The sequence below is a fragment of the Lysobacter sp. N42 genome (assembly GCF_004344885.1).
Map to the genome: position 1 here is coordinate 707,792 of NZ_SKFB01000001.1, position 16,676 is coordinate 724,467.

At 45.0% G+C, this 16,676-nt stretch carries 17 protein-coding genes; 6 read left to right on the forward strand and 11 right to left on the reverse strand.

Features of this window, described 5'->3' with window-relative positions; translation table 11 throughout:
- Positions 1-63: 63 nt before the first annotated feature.
- From maiA to pspA, 11 genes are all read right to left on the reverse strand, one after another.
- Entirely contained in the window at positions 64-702 is a 639-nt protein-coding gene (gene maiA, locus EYQ95_RS03525) for a maleylacetoacetate isomerase (protein WP_111914087.1), read from the reverse strand.
- Positions 699-1,724, reverse strand: coding sequence for a fumarylacetoacetate hydrolase family protein (locus EYQ95_RS03530; protein WP_111914086.1), 1,026 nt, complete (start codon positions 1,722-1,724; stop codon positions 699-701). Before EYQ95_RS03530 ends, maiA begins: the two co-directional genes overlap by 4 nt.
- Positions 1,724-2,857, reverse strand: coding sequence for a homogentisate 1,2-dioxygenase (locus EYQ95_RS03535; protein ID WP_111914085.1), 1,134 nt, complete (start codon positions 2,855-2,857; stop codon positions 1,724-1,726). Before EYQ95_RS03535 ends, EYQ95_RS03530 begins: the two co-directional genes overlap by 1 nt.
- Positions 2,850-3,926: a 4-hydroxyphenylpyruvate dioxygenase gene (gene hppD / locus EYQ95_RS03540; protein ID WP_111914084.1), complete on the reverse strand. Its 1,077-nt coding sequence runs from the start codon at positions 3,924-3,926 to the stop codon at positions 2,850-2,852. The genes EYQ95_RS03535 and hppD overlap by 8 nt, the downstream gene beginning before the upstream one ends.
- A gap of 262 nt (positions 3,927-4,188) precedes the next feature.
- A complete protein-coding gene (tyrR, locus tag EYQ95_RS03545; RefSeq protein ID WP_111914083.1) occupies positions 4,189-5,742 on the reverse strand; it encodes a transcriptional regulator TyrR in 1,554 nt (517 codons plus the stop codon).
- A gap of 161 nt (positions 5,743-5,903) precedes the next feature.
- Positions 5,904-6,245: a 4a-hydroxytetrahydrobiopterin dehydratase gene (locus EYQ95_RS03550; protein ID WP_111914082.1), complete on the reverse strand. Its 342-nt coding sequence runs from the start codon at positions 6,243-6,245 to the stop codon at positions 5,904-5,906.
- A 61-nt stretch (positions 6,246-6,306) separates the two neighbouring features.
- Positions 6,307-7,110: a phenylalanine 4-monooxygenase gene (phhA, locus tag EYQ95_RS03555; protein ID WP_111914081.1), complete on the reverse strand. Its 804-nt coding sequence runs from the start codon at positions 7,108-7,110 to the stop codon at positions 6,307-6,309.
- 126 nt (positions 7,111-7,236) lie between these two features.
- The gene (locus EYQ95_RS03560) at positions 7,237-8,439 is read right to left on the reverse strand and encodes a PLP-dependent aspartate aminotransferase family protein (RefSeq protein WP_111914080.1); all 1,203 of its coding nucleotides are present in this window, start codon (positions 8,437-8,439) and stop codon (positions 7,237-7,239) included.
- A 155-nt stretch (positions 8,440-8,594) separates the two neighbouring features.
- A complete protein-coding gene (pspC, locus tag EYQ95_RS03565; protein ID WP_111914079.1) occupies positions 8,595-9,026 on the reverse strand; it encodes an envelope stress response membrane protein PspC in 432 nt (143 codons plus the stop codon).
- A 10-nt stretch (positions 9,027-9,036) separates the two neighbouring features.
- A complete protein-coding gene (gene pspB, locus EYQ95_RS03570; RefSeq protein ID WP_111914078.1) occupies positions 9,037-9,276 on the reverse strand; it encodes an envelope stress response membrane protein PspB in 240 nt (79 codons plus the stop codon).
- 11 nt (positions 9,277-9,287) lie between these two features.
- Positions 9,288-9,995 (reverse strand): phage shock protein PspA, encoded by a 708-nt coding sequence (pspA, locus tag EYQ95_RS03575; RefSeq protein ID WP_111914077.1) that lies wholly within the window; start codon positions 9,993-9,995, stop codon positions 9,288-9,290.
- Positions 9,996-10,198: 203 nt separating this feature from the next.
- Here pspA and pspF point away from each other — a divergent pair, with 203 nt between their 5' ends.
- Genes pspF through EYQ95_RS03605 form a run of 6 tightly spaced genes read left to right on the forward strand, consistent with a single transcriptional unit; the run spans position 10,199 to position 16,612 of the window.
- Positions 10,199-11,296: a phage shock protein operon transcriptional activator gene (pspF, locus tag EYQ95_RS03580; protein WP_111914076.1), complete on the forward strand. Its 1,098-nt coding sequence runs from the start codon at positions 10,199-10,201 to the stop codon at positions 11,294-11,296.
- Positions 11,286-12,920 (forward strand): ABC transporter substrate-binding protein, encoded by a 1,635-nt coding sequence (locus EYQ95_RS03585; protein WP_111914075.1) that lies wholly within the window; start codon positions 11,286-11,288, stop codon positions 12,918-12,920. Before pspF ends, EYQ95_RS03585 begins: the two co-directional genes overlap by 11 nt.
- Entirely contained in the window at positions 12,917-13,942 is a 1,026-nt protein-coding gene (locus EYQ95_RS03590; RefSeq protein WP_111914074.1) for an ABC transporter permease, read from the forward strand. Before EYQ95_RS03585 ends, EYQ95_RS03590 begins: the two co-directional genes overlap by 4 nt.
- On the forward strand, positions 13,932-14,825 hold the full coding sequence (locus tag EYQ95_RS03595; protein ID WP_111914073.1) for an ABC transporter permease subunit: 894 nt from the start codon (positions 13,932-13,934) through the stop codon (positions 14,823-14,825). The genes EYQ95_RS03590 and EYQ95_RS03595 overlap by 11 nt, the downstream gene beginning before the upstream one ends.
- Entirely contained in the window at positions 14,826-15,839 is a 1,014-nt protein-coding gene (locus EYQ95_RS03600) for an oligopeptide/dipeptide ABC transporter ATP-binding protein (protein WP_111914072.1), read from the forward strand.
- Entirely contained in the window at positions 15,836-16,612 is a 777-nt protein-coding gene (locus EYQ95_RS03605; RefSeq protein ID WP_111914071.1) for an ATP-binding cassette domain-containing protein, read from the forward strand. Before EYQ95_RS03600 ends, EYQ95_RS03605 begins: the two co-directional genes overlap by 4 nt.
- Positions 16,613-16,676: the final 64 nt, after the last annotated feature.

Sequence of the window (16,676 nt, forward strand, 5' to 3'; positions counted from 1 at the left end):
TAATGAAAGGACATTAAAGCAAAAGCGCTCGCAAACTGCGAGCGCTGTTGCGGTTAATTGCTTTTACTGCGCGTCAGGTTGTGCTTCTGGTCGCGCCTGTTGGAAAGCTGGAAGTGAACAAACATAATCGTTCACCGCCATTAACTTAGGATATGCAGAAAGGTCTACACCGAAGCGTTGAGCATTGTACACTTGTGGAACTAAGCAAATATCCGCAAGTGTTACTTGGTCCCCAAAACAACAACGACCGGCTGTTTTTTGAAGACGCGCTTCAAAAGCCGTGAACGCCCTTTCAACCCAATGGTGAATCCACGCTACTTTTCCTTCGTCACCAGCATCAAGCTCACCCGCTACATACTGCAAAATTCGCAAGTTGGTAATGGGTTGTAAATCAGCCGCCATGTCTAACGCTAACATGCGTACTATGGCGGCTTCTTTTGGGTCTTCAGGAATAAGTCGATGTTCTGGGTAAACCTGATCAAGATACTCAATGATAGCGAGTGACTGATTAAGCTTCACGTCACCATCTATGAAAGTTGGCACCAGTTGCGCTGGATTTAACTCTTTATAGGCGGGAAGCTTTTGCTCCCCACCATCTTTAACCAAGTGAACCGAGAAGCTTTCGTATGAAAGCTCTTTCAATGCCAAAGCAATTCTTACACGATAACTGGCTGATGAACGCCAATAGCCGTATAGCTTCATGCGTTAGGACCTGCGTACTTCACCATTTTCTGGTCGATCGCACCGAAAATAGACTGTTCTTTGTCATCGAACATTTCGATACGAATACGGTCACCAAAAGACATAAATGGTGTTGTTGGTTTGCCATCACGAATCGTTTCAATCATGCGAATCTCAGCGATACAACTATAACCCACACCACCTTCTTCAACGGCAGAGCCATGGTCCGTACCCTGTTTATTCGACACGGTTCCAGAACCGATAATGGTGCCAGCTGAAAGAGGACGAGACTTTGCTGCATGCGCTATAAGCTGACCGAAATTAAAGGTCATATCTTGTCCTGCATTCGGCTTGCCAAAGAGCTTGTCGTTATACGTAGAAATCAACGGTAGGTGAACCTTCGCATCTTCCCATTTGTCACCTAACTCGTCTGGAGTTACTGCAACCGGAGAAAACACAGAAGAAGGTTTAGACTGATAAAACCCAAAGCCCTTCGCTAACTCTCCGGGAATTAAGCCACGCAAAGAAACGTCGTTCACCAACATTAATAATTTAATGTGATTCTGCGCATGAGTTGGTTCGATACCCATCGGCACATCGTCTGTAATTACCGCAACTTCACCTTCAAAATCGATGCCCCAATCATCACTTGGAAGCGGCACATCTTCACGAGGGCCAATAAATGCGTCTGAACCACCCTGATACATTAATGGGTCTTCCCAAAAACTTGGGGGCATTTCCGCACCACGAGCTTTACGTACTAGCTCAACGTGATTCACATACGCACTGCCGTCTGCCCAATGAAAGGCGCGAGGTAAAGGCGACTCGCACTTCGCTTCTTCAAACGCAAAGTCATCATTTAACTTGCCATTATTCAAAGCGATATAAACTTCTTTCAATTTGCTCTCAAGCGAATCCCATTGGTCAATCGCCTGCTGCATAGTCGCGGCAATTTCAGGAACAGCTACTGCGCGTTTAAGGTCTCTACTGACAACAACAAGGTGTCCGTCACGCGTGCCGTCGCGATATGTCGCTAATTTCATTATTTCTTCTCCTGCCAACTGTTCACGTACTCGCGGAACTCCACTGTGTTGGCAACTTCGCCAACCTCAAGTGAATCTCGGGTATCTAGCATAACCGCGACTTCGTCTGTGAATTTCTTTTTATGCTCCAAGCCAGCTTTAAAGGCTTTTGGATGTGGCCCATGGGTAAAACCAGCTGGGTGGAACGTAACCATTCCGCGTTCAATGTTGTCTCGGCTGAAAAAGTCCCCAGCGTGGTAAAACAACACTTCATCGTAGTCATCATTATTGTGATAAAAAGGTACCTTTAACGCCCCAGGGTCACTCTCAATAGGACGAGGAACAAAAGTACATACCACAAACCGATCTGCAACAAAGGTCGTGTGCGCAGACGGAGGTAAATGATAACGGTGACTCATTAGCGGTCTAAAGTCTCGCCAATTCACACGTACTGGCGCTAAGTCACCATGCCAACCCACAGCGTCGAGCGGATTGAAGGGGAAAGTGATCACGGAAACTTCACCATGACGCTTAACCTCAACCTGCCAACTTTCTTCGCTGTATTGAGCCTGAAACGCTTCATCAATTTCAGGAACGTCTAAACATGCGGGGTCAAAAATCGCATGGTTACCTACCAAACCTTTGTCGGGTAGCTGATACGCTCCATTCGTTGCTTCAATCATGACAATCCGCATCTTCTCATTCGGCTCAATACGCCAATTCGTAGAGCGCGGAATAACAATGTAGTCACCATCACGAATCGTTAAGTGACCATAGTCACAAAACAGCTCTCCACCACCCTCATGTACAAACAATAACTCGTCGCCGTCCGCGTTTCGGGCAAGCTTTTTCATGGGTTCAAATAAATCCCATAGGCGGAATTTACAGCTCGCGTTGAATAGTAGATTAGGTACTTTCCAAGGCGAAGACACGTCTAAACCACCGAGCTCGTGGAAATTGAAAGCTCGAGGTCTCAACGGCCCTTCCCAATCACTCCACCCTGTAGGTGCATGTGTGTGGTGAAAATGACTCGCAGGGCCGAAGAAACCACTTCGGCCCGTTTCACGTTCATAAATCGCTTCTTCCGGAAAGTCAGCATGCGCTTGTTTCGACGCACGCCCGACTTTCTTCGGAAAACTGATCCATTTACGCATCGCTTAACACTCCACGGCGTATTTGGTCTTCTTCAATAGACTCGAACAATGCTTTGAAGTTACCTTCACCGAAACCTTCGTTACCTTTACGTTGGATAATCTCGAAGAACACTGGCCCGATAACGGTCTTTGTAAAGATTTGAAGTAAAATACCGTCTTTCATTGGAGCGCCGTCAATAAGAATACGCAAGTCGCGCAAGTCATCAACGTTCTCAGTGTGCCCTTCAACACGCTCGTCAATTTTCTCGTAATACGTATCTGGCGTTGGCATAAATTCCATACCACCTTCACGTAACCCACGAACGGTGTCGTAAATGTTGTTTGTGCTCATGGCAATATGCTGAATGCCTTCACCGTTGTATTCACGCAAGTACTCTTCGATTTGCGACTTGTCGTCGTGAGATTCGTTAATTGGAATACGAATCTTGCCACAAGGTGAGGTCATAGCACGGCTAAGAAGACCTGTCAGCTTACCTTCGATATCGAAATAGCGAACTTCACGGAAGTTACCAATACGCTCGTAGAAGCCAGCCCAAAGGTCCATATTGCCGCGGAAAACGTTGTGAGTAAGGTGGTCAACGTAATCCATACCTACTTGGTTTTCAGTCATCTGAGATTCCCAGTTTTCATAAAACTCGAAATCGATGTCATAAATGGTTTTCTGACCGTAACGGTCAACAAAATACAACGCACTTTCGCCAATACCGTAAACCGCTGGAATGTTGATTTCCATCATGCCTACGTCAGACTTAAATTCTTTCGCACCATTCGCGATAGCGTGTTGGAATGCGTGCTCTGCATCTTTTACACGAAACGCCATACCACATACGCTAGCCCCGTGAGCAGACGCAAAGTTCTCTGCTTGAGAACTAGGCTGTGCGTTTACAATGAAGTTAATATCATTTTGTTTATACAACCAAACTTGCTTACGGCGGTGCTTCGCAACTTCAGTGAAGCCGAGTAACTTAAACAGGTCTTTAAGGTCGTTAATGCCCTTTTCGTCAGGCGCTGTGTACTCAACAAATTCAAAACCGTCTGTTCCAAGCGGGTTAATGCCGTGATCACTCATATTTCTTCACTCCTATTTGTTACTTTTAGCACCGTCTCGCCATCGGTTATGGTCAACGACAGTGTGCTTCGGTTGTTTTATATCGTGCTCTTTGTAACGTGCCTACTGCCATTTGACTAGCTTTAGACACAACACCGAAAATGGGGGTTAACCACTCTAATTGTAAACTATATAAAACACTGGCTAGACATCAGCCTAAAACCGACTATTTTTGTAAATAAATAGTTACAACAACCATCAAAGTGTAACTCATTGTTTACAGTTAACTCTTCGTTTTTCTTTGCTTTCCAATTCCGTAATCACGCAGTTTGTTCGCAATTGCGGTATGACTTAATCCTAGCTTTTGCGCCAACTGGCGAGTACTTGGGTAACTCGGATACAAACGCTTTAACAATGAAGCTTCAAATCGTTTAACCGCAGTTTCAAGTGATTCATCCTCTAAAGAGATAGCCAGCGAATCCTCCGCGGCAGAAGCTTCTGGAAGTCTTATATGATGAGGTTCAAGAATATTACCTTCTAGCATCGATACGGCCCGATAGAGTGAGTTCTCCAACTGCCTCACATTTCCTGGCCAATGATATTGATTAAGATAATCCGCGCATCGTTTCGATAGTTTGGCGAGCGGACGCTGTAATTGTTGGCAAAATCGATACAGGAAATGTTCGGCTAACAAGCCCACGTCACCTTTACGTTCGCGCAATGGCGGCAAATACAGGCTTAGCACATTAAGCCTGTAATAAAGGTCTTCCCTAAACGCACCTTGCTCTACCCGTTCTAGTAATTCCCCTCGCGCCAAGCAAATAAGTCGTACATTAACCTCAACCACTTGCTCTTCTCCGATACGGCGAAATTCGCCATTCTCTAAAAAGCGTAATAGTTTCGCTTGTAGTTCCCTAGACATGTCTCCAACAGAGTCCAGCAACACAGTACCGCCATTCGCTTGCTCAAATATCCCCTTCTTTCCTTCAGGATGATGAGAAAAAATGCCCGCTCCATAACCAAAAAGCTCACCTTCCGCTACGTTGTCGGGTAAAGCTCCACAATTCACCGCTAAAAACGGCTCTTCCCATCGGCTACTCGACTGGTGGCAAGCCTTAGCAATTAATTCTTTACCGACACCCGTTTCGCCCTCTATTAATAACGGAGCGTCTAGCTGTGCCATGCGCATGGCATCACGAATCACGCGTTTCACTCCGCTATGCTGAGTTAAAACCTGGTCGAAAGGACTTTTGGTTACACCAGCTTGGCGCTCGGTAAGCATAGGCTCTGCTTGACCATGAATCACCGCTCCCGCAAATGCAGGCTCTCCGTCAGCGTCTTTGACCCAAACCGGGAGAAGTTGGGACAGAAACCATTGGCCGCCAATTTTTAAAGGCTCTTGCTGAGGCTCTGTCGGGCTTTTCTCCAGCCATCTTTGCGGCAAGCCTTGCACCATGTCACGAACATCCGCGTTTTTTAACGAGGCTTTATCAGCTCCTAACAAAGCTTCTGCAGCGCTGTTGGTGATATCGATGCGCCCTTTGTCATCAACACTAATCACTGGGTTAGGCAGTGTGCTCAACAACAAATCGAATTCAAAATGCTCTCGTTCGAAAGGTAAGTACGGAATGGTCTTTACGTCAGAAACATTGGGTATTCTTCGTATCTTCGGCATTAATGTTTGAAACTGACTAAACTCTAAAGAAGGAAAGCTTAGGTATATTTTACCAATCGGATCCACTTCAATGCCGCGCAAGTCGATTTCGTCTTCTTTTAAAATCGTAAGTACGTCTTGGCAGATACCAAGCCTGTCCGTACATGTAATTTCCAAACGCATATAAATTAACGCCTAATAACAAACTGTAAATAAAATTATACAGATATATTGCTTTAAAATCAGGATGAAATCCGTAATATCGTTCGCGTTCCTTTAGCCACAAAAAAACGCCGTATGTTTCAACACATACGGCGTTTTAGCATCTTAGGGTCAAACTAAGCTTAGTTGTCCAATAAAGCGTCTGTCTTTGCAGCCATAATAAAGTCGTTTTTATGGAGACCCTGGATAGCATGCGTCCACCAAGTCACGGTTAACTTCCCCCATTCCAACGTTAGTGTTGGGTGGTGAAACTCGTCTTCCGCCATCTCTGCAACCTTATTGCAAAATGCCCAAGCCAGCTTAAAGTTCTTAAACTTATACTCGCGCTCTAATTGCATAACGCCGTCACGCGCTACAGGAACCCAATCTGGAATTTCTTTCATCAACACCGGCAACTCTTCGTCAGAAACCTGTGGTGCACCAGCTTGGCATGCTTCACATTCTTGATTCTTTAAATCACTCATCGCTTATTCGCTTCTTAAGTTAAAAGTAAAATATTTAAAATATGTACGTAGGGCTATTTATTTACGCAGCATCTTTTGATTTCGGCGGGAACTTAGGTTCAAACAAACCTAGCTCCATAGCCTCGTGAACGAGCGCCATTATATCCATGTCCGATATCTCAAATAATTGGTTTACGTCTTTTAGCGTATAGTAAACCGGTTGCATAATATCGATACGGTATGGCGTGCGCAGCGCATCCAACGGCGCTAAGCGATGACGCTCTGGCTTGTCGCTCTCTACTGAGTAAACGGTCTCGCCTGGTGAAGAAAGAATACCGCCACCGTAGATACGTAAGCCTTTTTCGGTTTCCAACAACCCAAATTCCACGGTAAACCAATACAAGCGCGCTAAGTAAACTCTTTCCTTCGGCGTAGCAGCGTAGCCTAAACGACCATACTGATGTGTAAAGTGCGCGAAAGCTGGGTTTGTTAATAATGGGCAATGGCCAAATATTTCGTGAAAAATATCAGGTTCTTGCAGGTAATCAAACTCTTCCCGCGTACGAATAAAGGTCGCTACTGGAAATTGTTTGTTCGCTAACAAGCGGAAAAACTCGTCGAAAGGAATTAGCGCAGGTACACGAGCAACTTGCCAGCCCGTAGTTTCCCCAAGAACTTTATTGATTTCGCTAAGCTGAGGAATTCTGTCTTTTGGCAGGTCAATCAGCTCGAGCCCTTTCATGTACTCGTCACATGCTTTACCTGGAATAATCTCTAATTGACGCTCAACTAGGTCGTGCCATACTTGGTTTTCTTCATCTGTCCAATGAATTACACCGTTCTCGTCTGGCGACTTTGAAACGTATTGGCTCTCTTTTTTAGCCATACTTCACTCCTCATTACCTTGTTTTGCATTGCTTTAACTGCAATTTATTCTTTAAGCTTACTAAAACCTCGACAGGACTTGCGAATATCCTTGCCGAGGAAATGTTTCTCTTGTGTAAACCAATCTTTACTTAAGGTCTGAAAACGCCTGTTCGAGATCGGCAATAATATCTTGTGGATGCTCTAAACCAATAGATATTCGCACCAAGCCATCACCTATCCCAGCTTGTGCACGAGCCTCTGGAGTTAACGGAGAATGAGTCATTGAAGCTGGGTGCTGAATAAGGGTTTCCGCGTCTCCAAGGCTTACCGCAAGCTTAATCATATTGAGACTGTTCAGCATTTTTACAGCAGCTTGATAACCGCCAGCCATATCGAAAGCAATAACAGCGCCTGCGGATTTCATTTGCTTATCTTCACCGATCAAAGCGCCTTCTTTTTCTGAGTGTAAACCCGGAAAATACACATGACTAACCTGAGATAAAGTCTGTAAATAGTCCACAACCTCAAGTGCCGACTGACAATGCCGTTGCATACGTATAGGTAACGTTTTTAAACCTCTTAAAATTAGCCAAGCGTCGTGTGGTGACATGGTTGCGCCCATGTCTTTTAGCGTCGTCAGCTTAATTAACTCTATATCCTCTGCACTACCCGCAACAATGCCTGCAACAACGTCACCGTGACCATTTAGATATTTGGTTGCGCTGTGAATGATAAGATCAGCGCCGAATTCACGCGGGCTCTGCATAAGAGGTGTCATAAAAGTATTGTCCACGACAAACTTCAAGCTGTGCTTTTGGCAAACTTTACCCACCGGAGCGAGATCAATAACTTTTAAGTGTGGATTCGCAGGTGTTTCCAAAAACACCATTTTAGTCTTTTCTGTAATCGCACTCTCTATGTTCTCCGCATCACTCATGTCTACAAAAGACACCTCAATGCCAAACTTTTTAAAAAGGTGCGAAAATAACGCAAAACTACAGCCATAAATGCAGTCAGACGCAACAACATGGTCTCCCGATTCTAAAAAAGCCATCGTTGAGGCTGCTACCGCTCCCATTCCGGTCGCTGAAGCTGCAGCATCTTCCATACCCTCTAGGGCAGCAACGCGCTGTTCGAGCTGCCGTACCGTAGGATTCCCCAAACGAGAATAAACATAGCCAGACGTTTCACCAGCAAAACGTTCTCCGCCTGTTTCAGCGTTAGGGAAAACAAACGTCGAGGTTTGATACATGGGCGCTACCAGCGCACCCTGAGGATCGTCGACTTCAGCACCACCGTGAATGGCGATGGAGTCTGCGTGAAGATTATTATGGGTTGGCTTAGACATTGTGCGTCCTATTGTTATTTTTATAATGCGCACGCAGCTTAAATTGAGTCTTTAAAAGCAGCAATGGCCAGAGAGATCTCTGACCACTTGCTCTTTGTAACGATTTTTTGCCAAACACTGAATAAGATTAATTCAGAGGTTAGGTACCGTAAGTGTTACAGGCGGTTTATTTCCTGCTTAACACGATACTCGCTAGAAGTGACATAACCTTCCATCTGGCCGACATCCACTTCTAACTCTCGAAATTCCTTTTCTATGTCTGATAACGCATATTTAGGTGCTTTACCGGCTTCCCAAACACGAGTTTTCACTTCAATAGCTGAGCCGTCTTGGCTCCGCTCATATCGAGTTTCCTCTCGATAGCCACCACTTTCGTGGGTGCCGATTCCTGGCTTCTTCTTGTCGATAACAAACCAAGAAATCACGTACGCAACAAAGGTTACTTGCGGTAGGAAGATCAGAGCAGTTAAAGCAATGATACGAACTATCCATAGTTCCCAACCGAAGTAGTCCGCTAAACCCGCACATACACCCGCGATCTTTCCTTTCTCTGGGTCTCGGTACATCTGTTTCTTGCGAATCACCATGTCGAACTCCTTAGCCGTTTCGACGCCAGTTCGGATTTTCTTGGTCTAACAGTTTCTCCAAAGTCCGAACTCTATCTCTTAATATTTCTGCCTTGTCAGCAAGCTCTCGAATACGAGCAGAGTCTTCCACACTCAAACCTTCACTGATCTTCTTCTTACTGCGGTAGTGAAGGATGAGCCAAATAGGTGCTACAAGTATTAGAAATAACATGAGGGGCACGGTAAATGCCCACACCATTCCTTCGCTCATCACTTAGCTCCTTACGCATCTTTTTTGTCGGTTTTAGTAGCTTTTTTCTCAGAAGCCTTTTTGTCACCGCCAACGCGTGCTTTCAAAGCTTCCAGTTCGTCATCTACTTTAGACTCATTTTCTAGCGCACGGAACTCATCCGCTAAAGTTTTCTTACCTAAGTCGTAAGCGTCAACCTGAGACTCTAGGTCATCAATCTTCGCTTCGTAGCGATCAAACTTTTGCAAAGCGTCATCAATTTTAGAGCTGTCGAGTGTACGTTTTACATTTAAACGTGAACTCACAGTCCGTTCGCGCATTAAAATAGACTTCTGGCGAGCTTTCGCGTCAGTTAACTTTTCTTGTAACTGTGAAATTTCGCCCGAAAGACGCTCAATATGGTCGTCTGTGCGCGCAATGTCCTCATTTAAACTTTCAACCGTGTCTTCAATTTTGCGTTTCTCTAAAAGAGCAGAACGTGCAAGGTCGTCACGGCCTTTGCTGATAGCAAGTTCAGCACGTTGTTCCCATTCAACCACTTCTTCTTCAAGACGAGTTAATTGGCGCGTAAGTTCTTTTTTCTCAGCAAGCGTTTTTGCTGATACTGAACGAACTTCAACAAGCGTGTCTTCCATTTCTTGAATAATCAGACGAACCATTTTTTGCGGATCTTCTGCTTTATCCAATAATGCATTCAAGTTTGCATTTACGATGTCTGAAAAGCGTGAAAAAATACCCATCTTAAGTTACCTCATAATCAGTTTCAGATGTCCTGGCACAGAGATATAAACAAGATGCGTGCCACATTTCAAAAACACTCTAACTACATGATTTTAATTAATTTAAAATAAATTACAGAAAACAGGTGCAGAAAGCACTTTAAAGAAATAGACTAATAATTAGCAAAATTAACCAACAAGTTGATGAAAAAAGAGACTCGGCTATGAACCGTTTCCGCGACAACGAAAATCTTATTGGTGAATCCAATAGCTTTCTTTCTATATTAGAGCACGTTTCACAAGCGGCTCCGCTCGACAAACCTGTGCTAATTATTGGTGAACGGGGAACGGGTAAAGAGCTAATAGCGCAGCGTCTTCACTACCTCTCGAAGCGTTGGGACCAGCCTTACCTTAAACTGAACTGCGCGGCGTTGAATGACAACTTACTCGAAAGTGAGTTATTTGGTCACGAGGCAGGCGCTTTTACAGGAGCGAGTAAGAAACACGAAGGACGCTTTGAGCGTGCCGACGGTGGTACCCTATTTCTCGATGAACTCGCTAATACTTCAGCGCTAGTGCAGGAAAAGCTTCTTCGCGTTATCGAGTATGGTGAATTTGAACGCGTCGGTGGTAGTAAAACCGTTAAAGTAGATGTTCGCCTTGTTGCTGCAACAAATGAAGACCTTCCAAGCCTTGCCGAACGAAACAAGTTCAGAGCAGACTTACTCGACCGTTTAGCATTCGACGTTATTACATTACCTCCGCTTAGAGAGCGCCCTGAAGATATATTGATACTTGCTGAACACTTTGCCATTCAAATGGCACGCGAACTCAAGCTAGAGTGTTTTGCGGGTTTCACAACGAAGGCCAAGCAAACGCTTCAAGAGTACGAATGGCCTGGTAACATACGTGAATTAAAGAATGTTGTGGAACGCAGCGTTTATAAATTAAATAACGACCAGCTTCCCGTACATGAGATTGTCATTGATCCATTTTTAAGTCCCTGGCGTCCTAAACAGTCGATTAAGTTTGCGGCTGAACCGGTTGCTGCTCCACAACCCACTAATGGCGCATCTCATGAGGGAAATATTCAAAATATCCCTGTGGAGAATGCACCCGCTTCCCCATCTTTTGACTTCAAGCAAGGTGTGGATTTCAAAGCACTGAGCCAAGACTTCGAAGTTGAGCTTCTCGAAAAGGCATTGGCAGAATTTCAATTTAATCAGAAAAAGACAGCAGAGGCGCTTAGTCTGACCTATCATCAACTGCGTGGCTATCTTAAGAAATATCAATTACTAGAGGGAATTCAACGTGACGACTAAGCATTTTCTGTGCTCAGTTTCACTTATTGTTGTAGGTTTAGTTACTGGTTGTAACCGAGCGTTGCCGCCAGAAGCCGAGGGCGTGCTGTATTGTGCGGAAGGAAACCCAGAGGCGTTTAACCCACAACTCGTTACTTCGGGCACAACGCTCGACATGACCTCGTCACAATTATTCGACCGACTCATAGAATATAATGAAAGCTCGAGAGAATTCGAATCGTCCCTTGCAGAACATTGGAGTGTAAGTGAAGACAACCTTCGGTATCGGTTTAAATTAAGAGAAGACGTACCATTTCATAGCACCGATTTTTTCCACCCCACCAGAAATCTAAATGCACAAGACGTGGTATTTACTTTCAACCGTTGGTTAAAACCAGAGCACCCCTATCACGAAATCAGTGGCGGACAGTACCCTTTTTTTACAGCTACGCGCCTTGATCAGCTGATTCGTGAGGTCTCAGCAACATCTAGCCATGAAGTTGAGATTACCCTACGTGAACCAGACAGCTCTTTGCTCTCCATATTAGCGTCCAGCTTTGCAGTAATTATGTCAGCAGAATATGGCCAACAACTTCTCAACCAAGGTGAGCCACAGCAATTCGATCTAGAACCGATCGGTACTGGCCCTTTCAAATTTAGCCACTTCCGGAAAGATGTCGCACTTAACTATGTACGGCACGATGAATACTGGAAAGGCCCAGCTGCTTCAGAAAACTTAGTTTTTAGGATTGCCCCAAACGACCACAAGCGTATGTTGATGTTACTTACTCAGGATTGCGATATAAGCCCGTATCCGCCTGCTAGAGATATTGCTTGGCTAGACGAACGGGAAGACATACATTTGCAAACATCAATGAGCCCCAACACGGCGTTTTGGGCTTTCAATACAGACAAAGCCCCTTTTAACGACATAAAAGTGCGACAGGCTCTTGCTCACGCAATAGACAGAGACGCTCTGATTAGCGCGGTCTACTTTGACCATGCAGTGCGTGCAGATTCGATATTACCCAATACAAGCTGGGCACATAGTCCAACACCAGAAGCCTTTAGGTACGATCCGCAGAGGGCTCGTGAGTTACTTGACGAAGCGGGCTATGGCTCAGGGTTTACCATGGACGTATGGGCCCTGCCGGTGCAGCGCGCGTATAACCCCAATGCGAGGCTAATGGCGGAGCTTATTCAATCGAACCTGAATGACATCGGCGTAAACGTAAACATTGTGTCTTATGAGTGGAGCTCTTTTAGGAGAAGCCTTGCAGAAGGGGCGCATGATTCGGTGCTTATCGGATGGTCTGCTGATCATGCAGATCCGGATAACTTCTTTCGGCCATTACTCACCTGTGCAGCTAAAGCTTCTGGGAACAACCGTGCAATGTGGTGTAATGAAATCTTCGACAACTTAGTCACCAATGCTATTCGAAGTATTGATCGCCCCACACGAGAATCTTTTTACCACCAAGCTCAAGATATTTTAGCTCAGGAAGTACCTGTAGTGCCCTTAGCGCACTCCATTCGATTCCAAGCATCACGAGACTATATTCAAGGCCTACAGCCGCCAGCTTACGGCGGAATTAACCTTCGTTCCGTTTCCAAAGTCGCAGAGATAGAACGAGGTGAGCCATGAGTCGAGTTATTATTAGGCAGCTCAGCTTACTTTTAATTACTCTATTTCTTATCTCGTTGCTGTCGTTTTCAATGAGTTACTGGTTTCCCGGAGACCCCGTCACCAATGCTTCGGGTATTCCGATTGATCACCCCCGCTATGAAGAGGTATTTGAGAAAAGAGGCTTCGATAGCAACATTGCGCACCAGTACATATCGTACCTTCGCAGCCTGTTTGAAGGAGATTGGGGGCAATCGATGCAAGATAACAGCGAGATATGGGACGAACTTAGTTTGCGCTTGCCCGCCACGCTGGAACTTACTGTTATTGCGCTCGCTATAGCACTTTGTATAGGTCCACCTTTAGGTATTATAGCCGCAAAATACTACCGTAAACCGATAGACCAAGTTATAGCTTTTATTAGCTTGGCGGGCTATTCCGTGCCTGTTTTTTGGTTGGCTCAGGTTACTATACTTATCTTCGCTGTGGTGCTAGACGTGGTACCCATTGCAGGCCAAATCAATCCGCTATTCGACGTTCCTGCAGTTTCTGGTTCCATTCTTATAGATATTGCACTAAGCGACATAGACCACAAGTGGATAGCCTTTCAAAATGCATTTTTACACATTGTCTTACCTGCCATAGTACTGGCAACGGCACCATGCGTTTTGCTTGTTCGTTTCACAAGAGCCTCGGCGATTCATGTGTTACAACAAAAATTTGTGAAAGGTGCCTACGCTAGAGGCTTGTCTACAGCAGAAGTTATGTTTAAGCATGCCATTCCAAATACTATGCAACCGGTAACACGCCAGCTCAGTACAGCATTTAGTGTTTTGGTCACGAATGTACTCATTACCGAGGTTATTTTTTCATGGCCAGGGTTAGGCAACTGGTTAGTCCGCAGTATTTACGAACGAGACTTTCCCGTAATACAACATGGCTTATTGGTACTCGCTTCAATTATTCTTACGGTTAACGTATTTGCTAATATTTTGCAGGCGTGGCGTTATCCGCAGGTAAGGCAGGAATTTTATGCTAGATAAAAACCTGTATTACGAAGTTAAAAACCCTTCTCCGCTGCAACTTGTTTGGCAAGACTTGCGAGCCAACCCTATTTCTACGGCAACACTTTATATACTGGGCGCCCTACTCATTATTAGTATATTTGGTCCATTGCTTGCGCCATACGGTAGTAACGAACAATTTATCGATGCTGTTTCGTTGCCACCTGCATGGTCAGATCAAGGCGATATGCGATTCCTTTTGGGCACCGACGCATTGGGCAGAGATATGGTTTCTCGACTTATGCATGGAGCAAGATATACGTTTGGCTTACCTATGCTTGCTGTAATCATTGCGGCACTCGTGGGATGTTCTCTTGGCGCTATATCCGCTGTTAATGTTGGGGTAAAAAGCTCGACGGTAAAACATCTACTCGATGTTCTGTTGTCTATTCCGTCATTGCTGCTCGCGCTTGTTATTATTGCGGTTATCGGCCCTGGCTTGTCTAACGCGATACTCGCAATAGCCTTGGTATTCATCCCTCAGTTTTTACACATTACCAAAAACGCAATTGCGGACGAGCAAAAGCAACCTTACGTACTCGCAAGCAGGCTAAACGGTGTGGATAACCGTTATTTGTTCTTCTCTGTGCTTCTGCCCAACATCATAAAAGCCATTGTGATGCATTTAACCATAGCCCTGTCGGCAGCTATTTTAGATATTGCAGCGCTTGGCTTTTTGGGATTAGGTGCTCAGGCTCCAGCTCCAGAATGGGGAGCGATGTTAGCGCAAAGCTTAGAAGTTGCATATAACTCGCCGTGGGTGATGGCTTTGCCCGGCTTGGCTCTTTTTGTAACGTTAATCAGCGTGAATATATTGGGCGAGTCCATTCGTTCCGCACTCGACAAACGTTTGGGAAGTTAAATGCTTATAGATATACGGAATTTATCGATTTTTGCCGATACTCCACAAGGAGAGGTTCGGGTACTCGACCGTGTTTCCCTGCAAATTGCTGAAGGCGAAATTCACACTTTAGTCGGCGAGTCTGGGTCAGGAAAGAGCTTGGTCGCAAGAGCTATTATGGGCTTTGTGAATCCAAACTGGCGTATACAAGCAGACCGACTTTGGTTTAAAGGTACAGATTTACTGAATCTTACAGCAAAACAACGCCGAGAAATTATCGGTGTAGACATTGCTATGATTTTCCAAGACGCTGCCCGTTATCTAGATCCCAACACCACGATTCGCGAGCAATTGAAAGAAGCTATTCTAGACGAAGACGTAAAGGCGACATTTTGGACGCGCTCAAAAGCTAAAGATGAATATGCCCGTAACCTTCTGCTAAAAATGGGCGTAAAAAACTACGAGCAAGTTCTTGCGTCTTATCCTTTCGAACTCTCTGACGGCGCAGCACAAAAAGTCATGATAGCTACTGCTATCGCGCACCGCCCCCATTTGCTTATTGCAGACGAACCGACTACAGCCATGGAGCCGCTAACTCGTGCGCAAATTTATCGCTTGCTAGCGCAGTTGCATCAACGTTTTAAAATGTCGATTCTGGTGATTACACAAGACCTTAATACCATCATGCAGGAGACTGACCGCATTACGACTATTTATTGTGGTCAAATTATGGAAACAGGTCATAAGAACACCATGCTGACCAAACCACTGCATCCGTATACTGACGCATTGAATTACACGTCTCTCGTACAAACGGAAAATCTAAAGCCTCGTGATAGGTTAAAAACCTTACCCGGGATAGAGCCTACATTACAAAATATGCCTAAAGGATGCCGGCTCGGTCCCCGCTGTCGTTACGCTAGACAGAACTGTATCATGCGGCCGGAAATAACTAACCTGAAAGAACATTCTTACTATTGCCACCACCCGATTAGGGAATTTGAAAACTCTAAAAATAAAGGGGAAAACTCATGAGCGCAGTGCTTCGCACAGAGAATTTAAGCAGAGTTTTTCACCATCGTATTGGCTGGTTTAGGACGAATCCGCAATTCGCAGTAAAAGACGTGAGTTTTGAGCTTAAAGCAGGTAAAACGCTTGCAGTCATGGGGTCTAATGGTTCGGGCAAGTCCACCTTAGCGGCTTTAGTGGGAGGTGCTCTTGAGCCAACGAGTGGACATATATATTTAGATGGCTCTGTATTGGCCTACAACGACATGCGCCGCCGCGCGCAGTCCATTCGAATGATATTCCAAGATGCGGAAGGTTCATTGAATCCTAACCTCACCATCGGTAAACAACTTCATGAAGTGTTGCGGTTCAATACAAAGCTTACCGAGAAACAGTGCGATGACACGATTTCCAAAACACTGAAACGGGTTGGTTTGCTTAATGAACATCGTACCTTTTATCCATACATGCTTACCAACGGACAAAAGCAAAGAGCCTGCATTGCCCGAGCAATTATTTTAAATCCTAAGGTGTTGGTGTCAGACGAAGCTTTGGCAACACTAGACACGTCTGTACGAGCTCAAATTCTCAACCTTTTAATCGATTTACAAAGAGAGCTACATATTTCTTATATATTTATCACTCATAGCCCTGAAATTGCGCAACATATGGCCGATGAAGTGCTAGTAATGAAAGACGGAAAGGTTATTGAGTATGGGGAAACACAACACGTGTTAAATAACCCACAGGAGAGGTACACAAGGAAGCTTCTTAATGCAGGCCCCGACCTCTCCACTTGAGAATAACCTTTACTTTTGTTAATTTGAAAAGCCTTTCGATAACAATCATATAAATATTCATTTA

What these genes read in the sequence shown, in the direction of transcription:
- EYQ95_RS03590 (WP_111914074.1), top strand. Translation starts at nt 12,917, where the DNA reads ATGAGTCGAGTTATTATTAGGCAGCTCAGCTTACTTTTAATTACTCTA.
- EYQ95_RS03595 (WP_111914073.1), top strand. Translation starts at nt 13,932, where the DNA reads ATGCTAGATAAAAACCTGTATTACGAAGTTAAAAACCCTTCTCCGCTG.
- pspA (WP_111914077.1), bottom strand. Translation starts at nt 9,995, where the DNA reads ATGGGTATTTTTTCACGCTTTTCAGACATCGTAAATGCAAACTTGAAT.
- EYQ95_RS03600 (WP_111914072.1), top strand. Translation starts at nt 14,826, where the DNA reads ATGCTTATAGATATACGGAATTTATCGATTTTTGCCGATACTCCACAA.
- EYQ95_RS03550 (WP_111914082.1), bottom strand. Translation starts at nt 6,245, where the DNA reads ATGAGTGATTTAAAGAATCAAGAATGTGAAGCATGCCAAGCTGGTGCA.
- phhA (WP_111914081.1), bottom strand. Translation starts at nt 7,110, where the DNA reads ATGGCTAAAAAAGAGAGCCAATACGTTTCAAAGTCGCCAGACGAGAAC.
- pspC (WP_111914079.1), bottom strand. Translation starts at nt 9,026, where the DNA reads ATGGTGATTCGCAAGAAACAGATGTACCGAGACCCAGAGAAAGGAAAG.
- EYQ95_RS03560 (WP_111914080.1), bottom strand. Translation starts at nt 8,439, where the DNA reads ATGTCTAAGCCAACCCATAATAATCTTCACGCAGACTCCATCGCCATT.
- EYQ95_RS03530 (WP_111914086.1), bottom strand. Translation starts at nt 1,724, where the DNA reads ATGAAATTAGCGACATATCGCGACGGCACGCGTGACGGACACCTTGTT.
- EYQ95_RS03535 (WP_111914085.1), bottom strand. Translation starts at nt 2,857, where the DNA reads ATGCGTAAATGGATCAGTTTTCCGAAGAAAGTCGGGCGTGCGTCGAAA.
- hppD (WP_111914084.1), bottom strand. Translation starts at nt 3,926, where the DNA reads ATGAGTGATCACGGCATTAACCCGCTTGGAACAGACGGTTTTGAATTT.
- EYQ95_RS03605 (WP_111914071.1), top strand. Translation starts at nt 15,836, where the DNA reads ATGAGCGCAGTGCTTCGCACAGAGAATTTAAGCAGAGTTTTTCACCAT.
- pspF (WP_111914076.1), top strand. Translation starts at nt 10,199, where the DNA reads ATGAACCGTTTCCGCGACAACGAAAATCTTATTGGTGAATCCAATAGC.
- pspB (WP_111914078.1), bottom strand. Translation starts at nt 9,276, where the DNA reads ATGAGCGAAGGAATGGTGTGGGCATTTACCGTGCCCCTCATGTTATTT.
- maiA (WP_111914087.1), bottom strand. Translation starts at nt 702, where the DNA reads ATGAAGCTATACGGCTATTGGCGTTCATCAGCCAGTTATCGTGTAAGA.
- tyrR (WP_111914083.1), bottom strand. Translation starts at nt 5,742, where the DNA reads ATGCGTTTGGAAATTACATGTACGGACAGGCTTGGTATCTGCCAAGAC.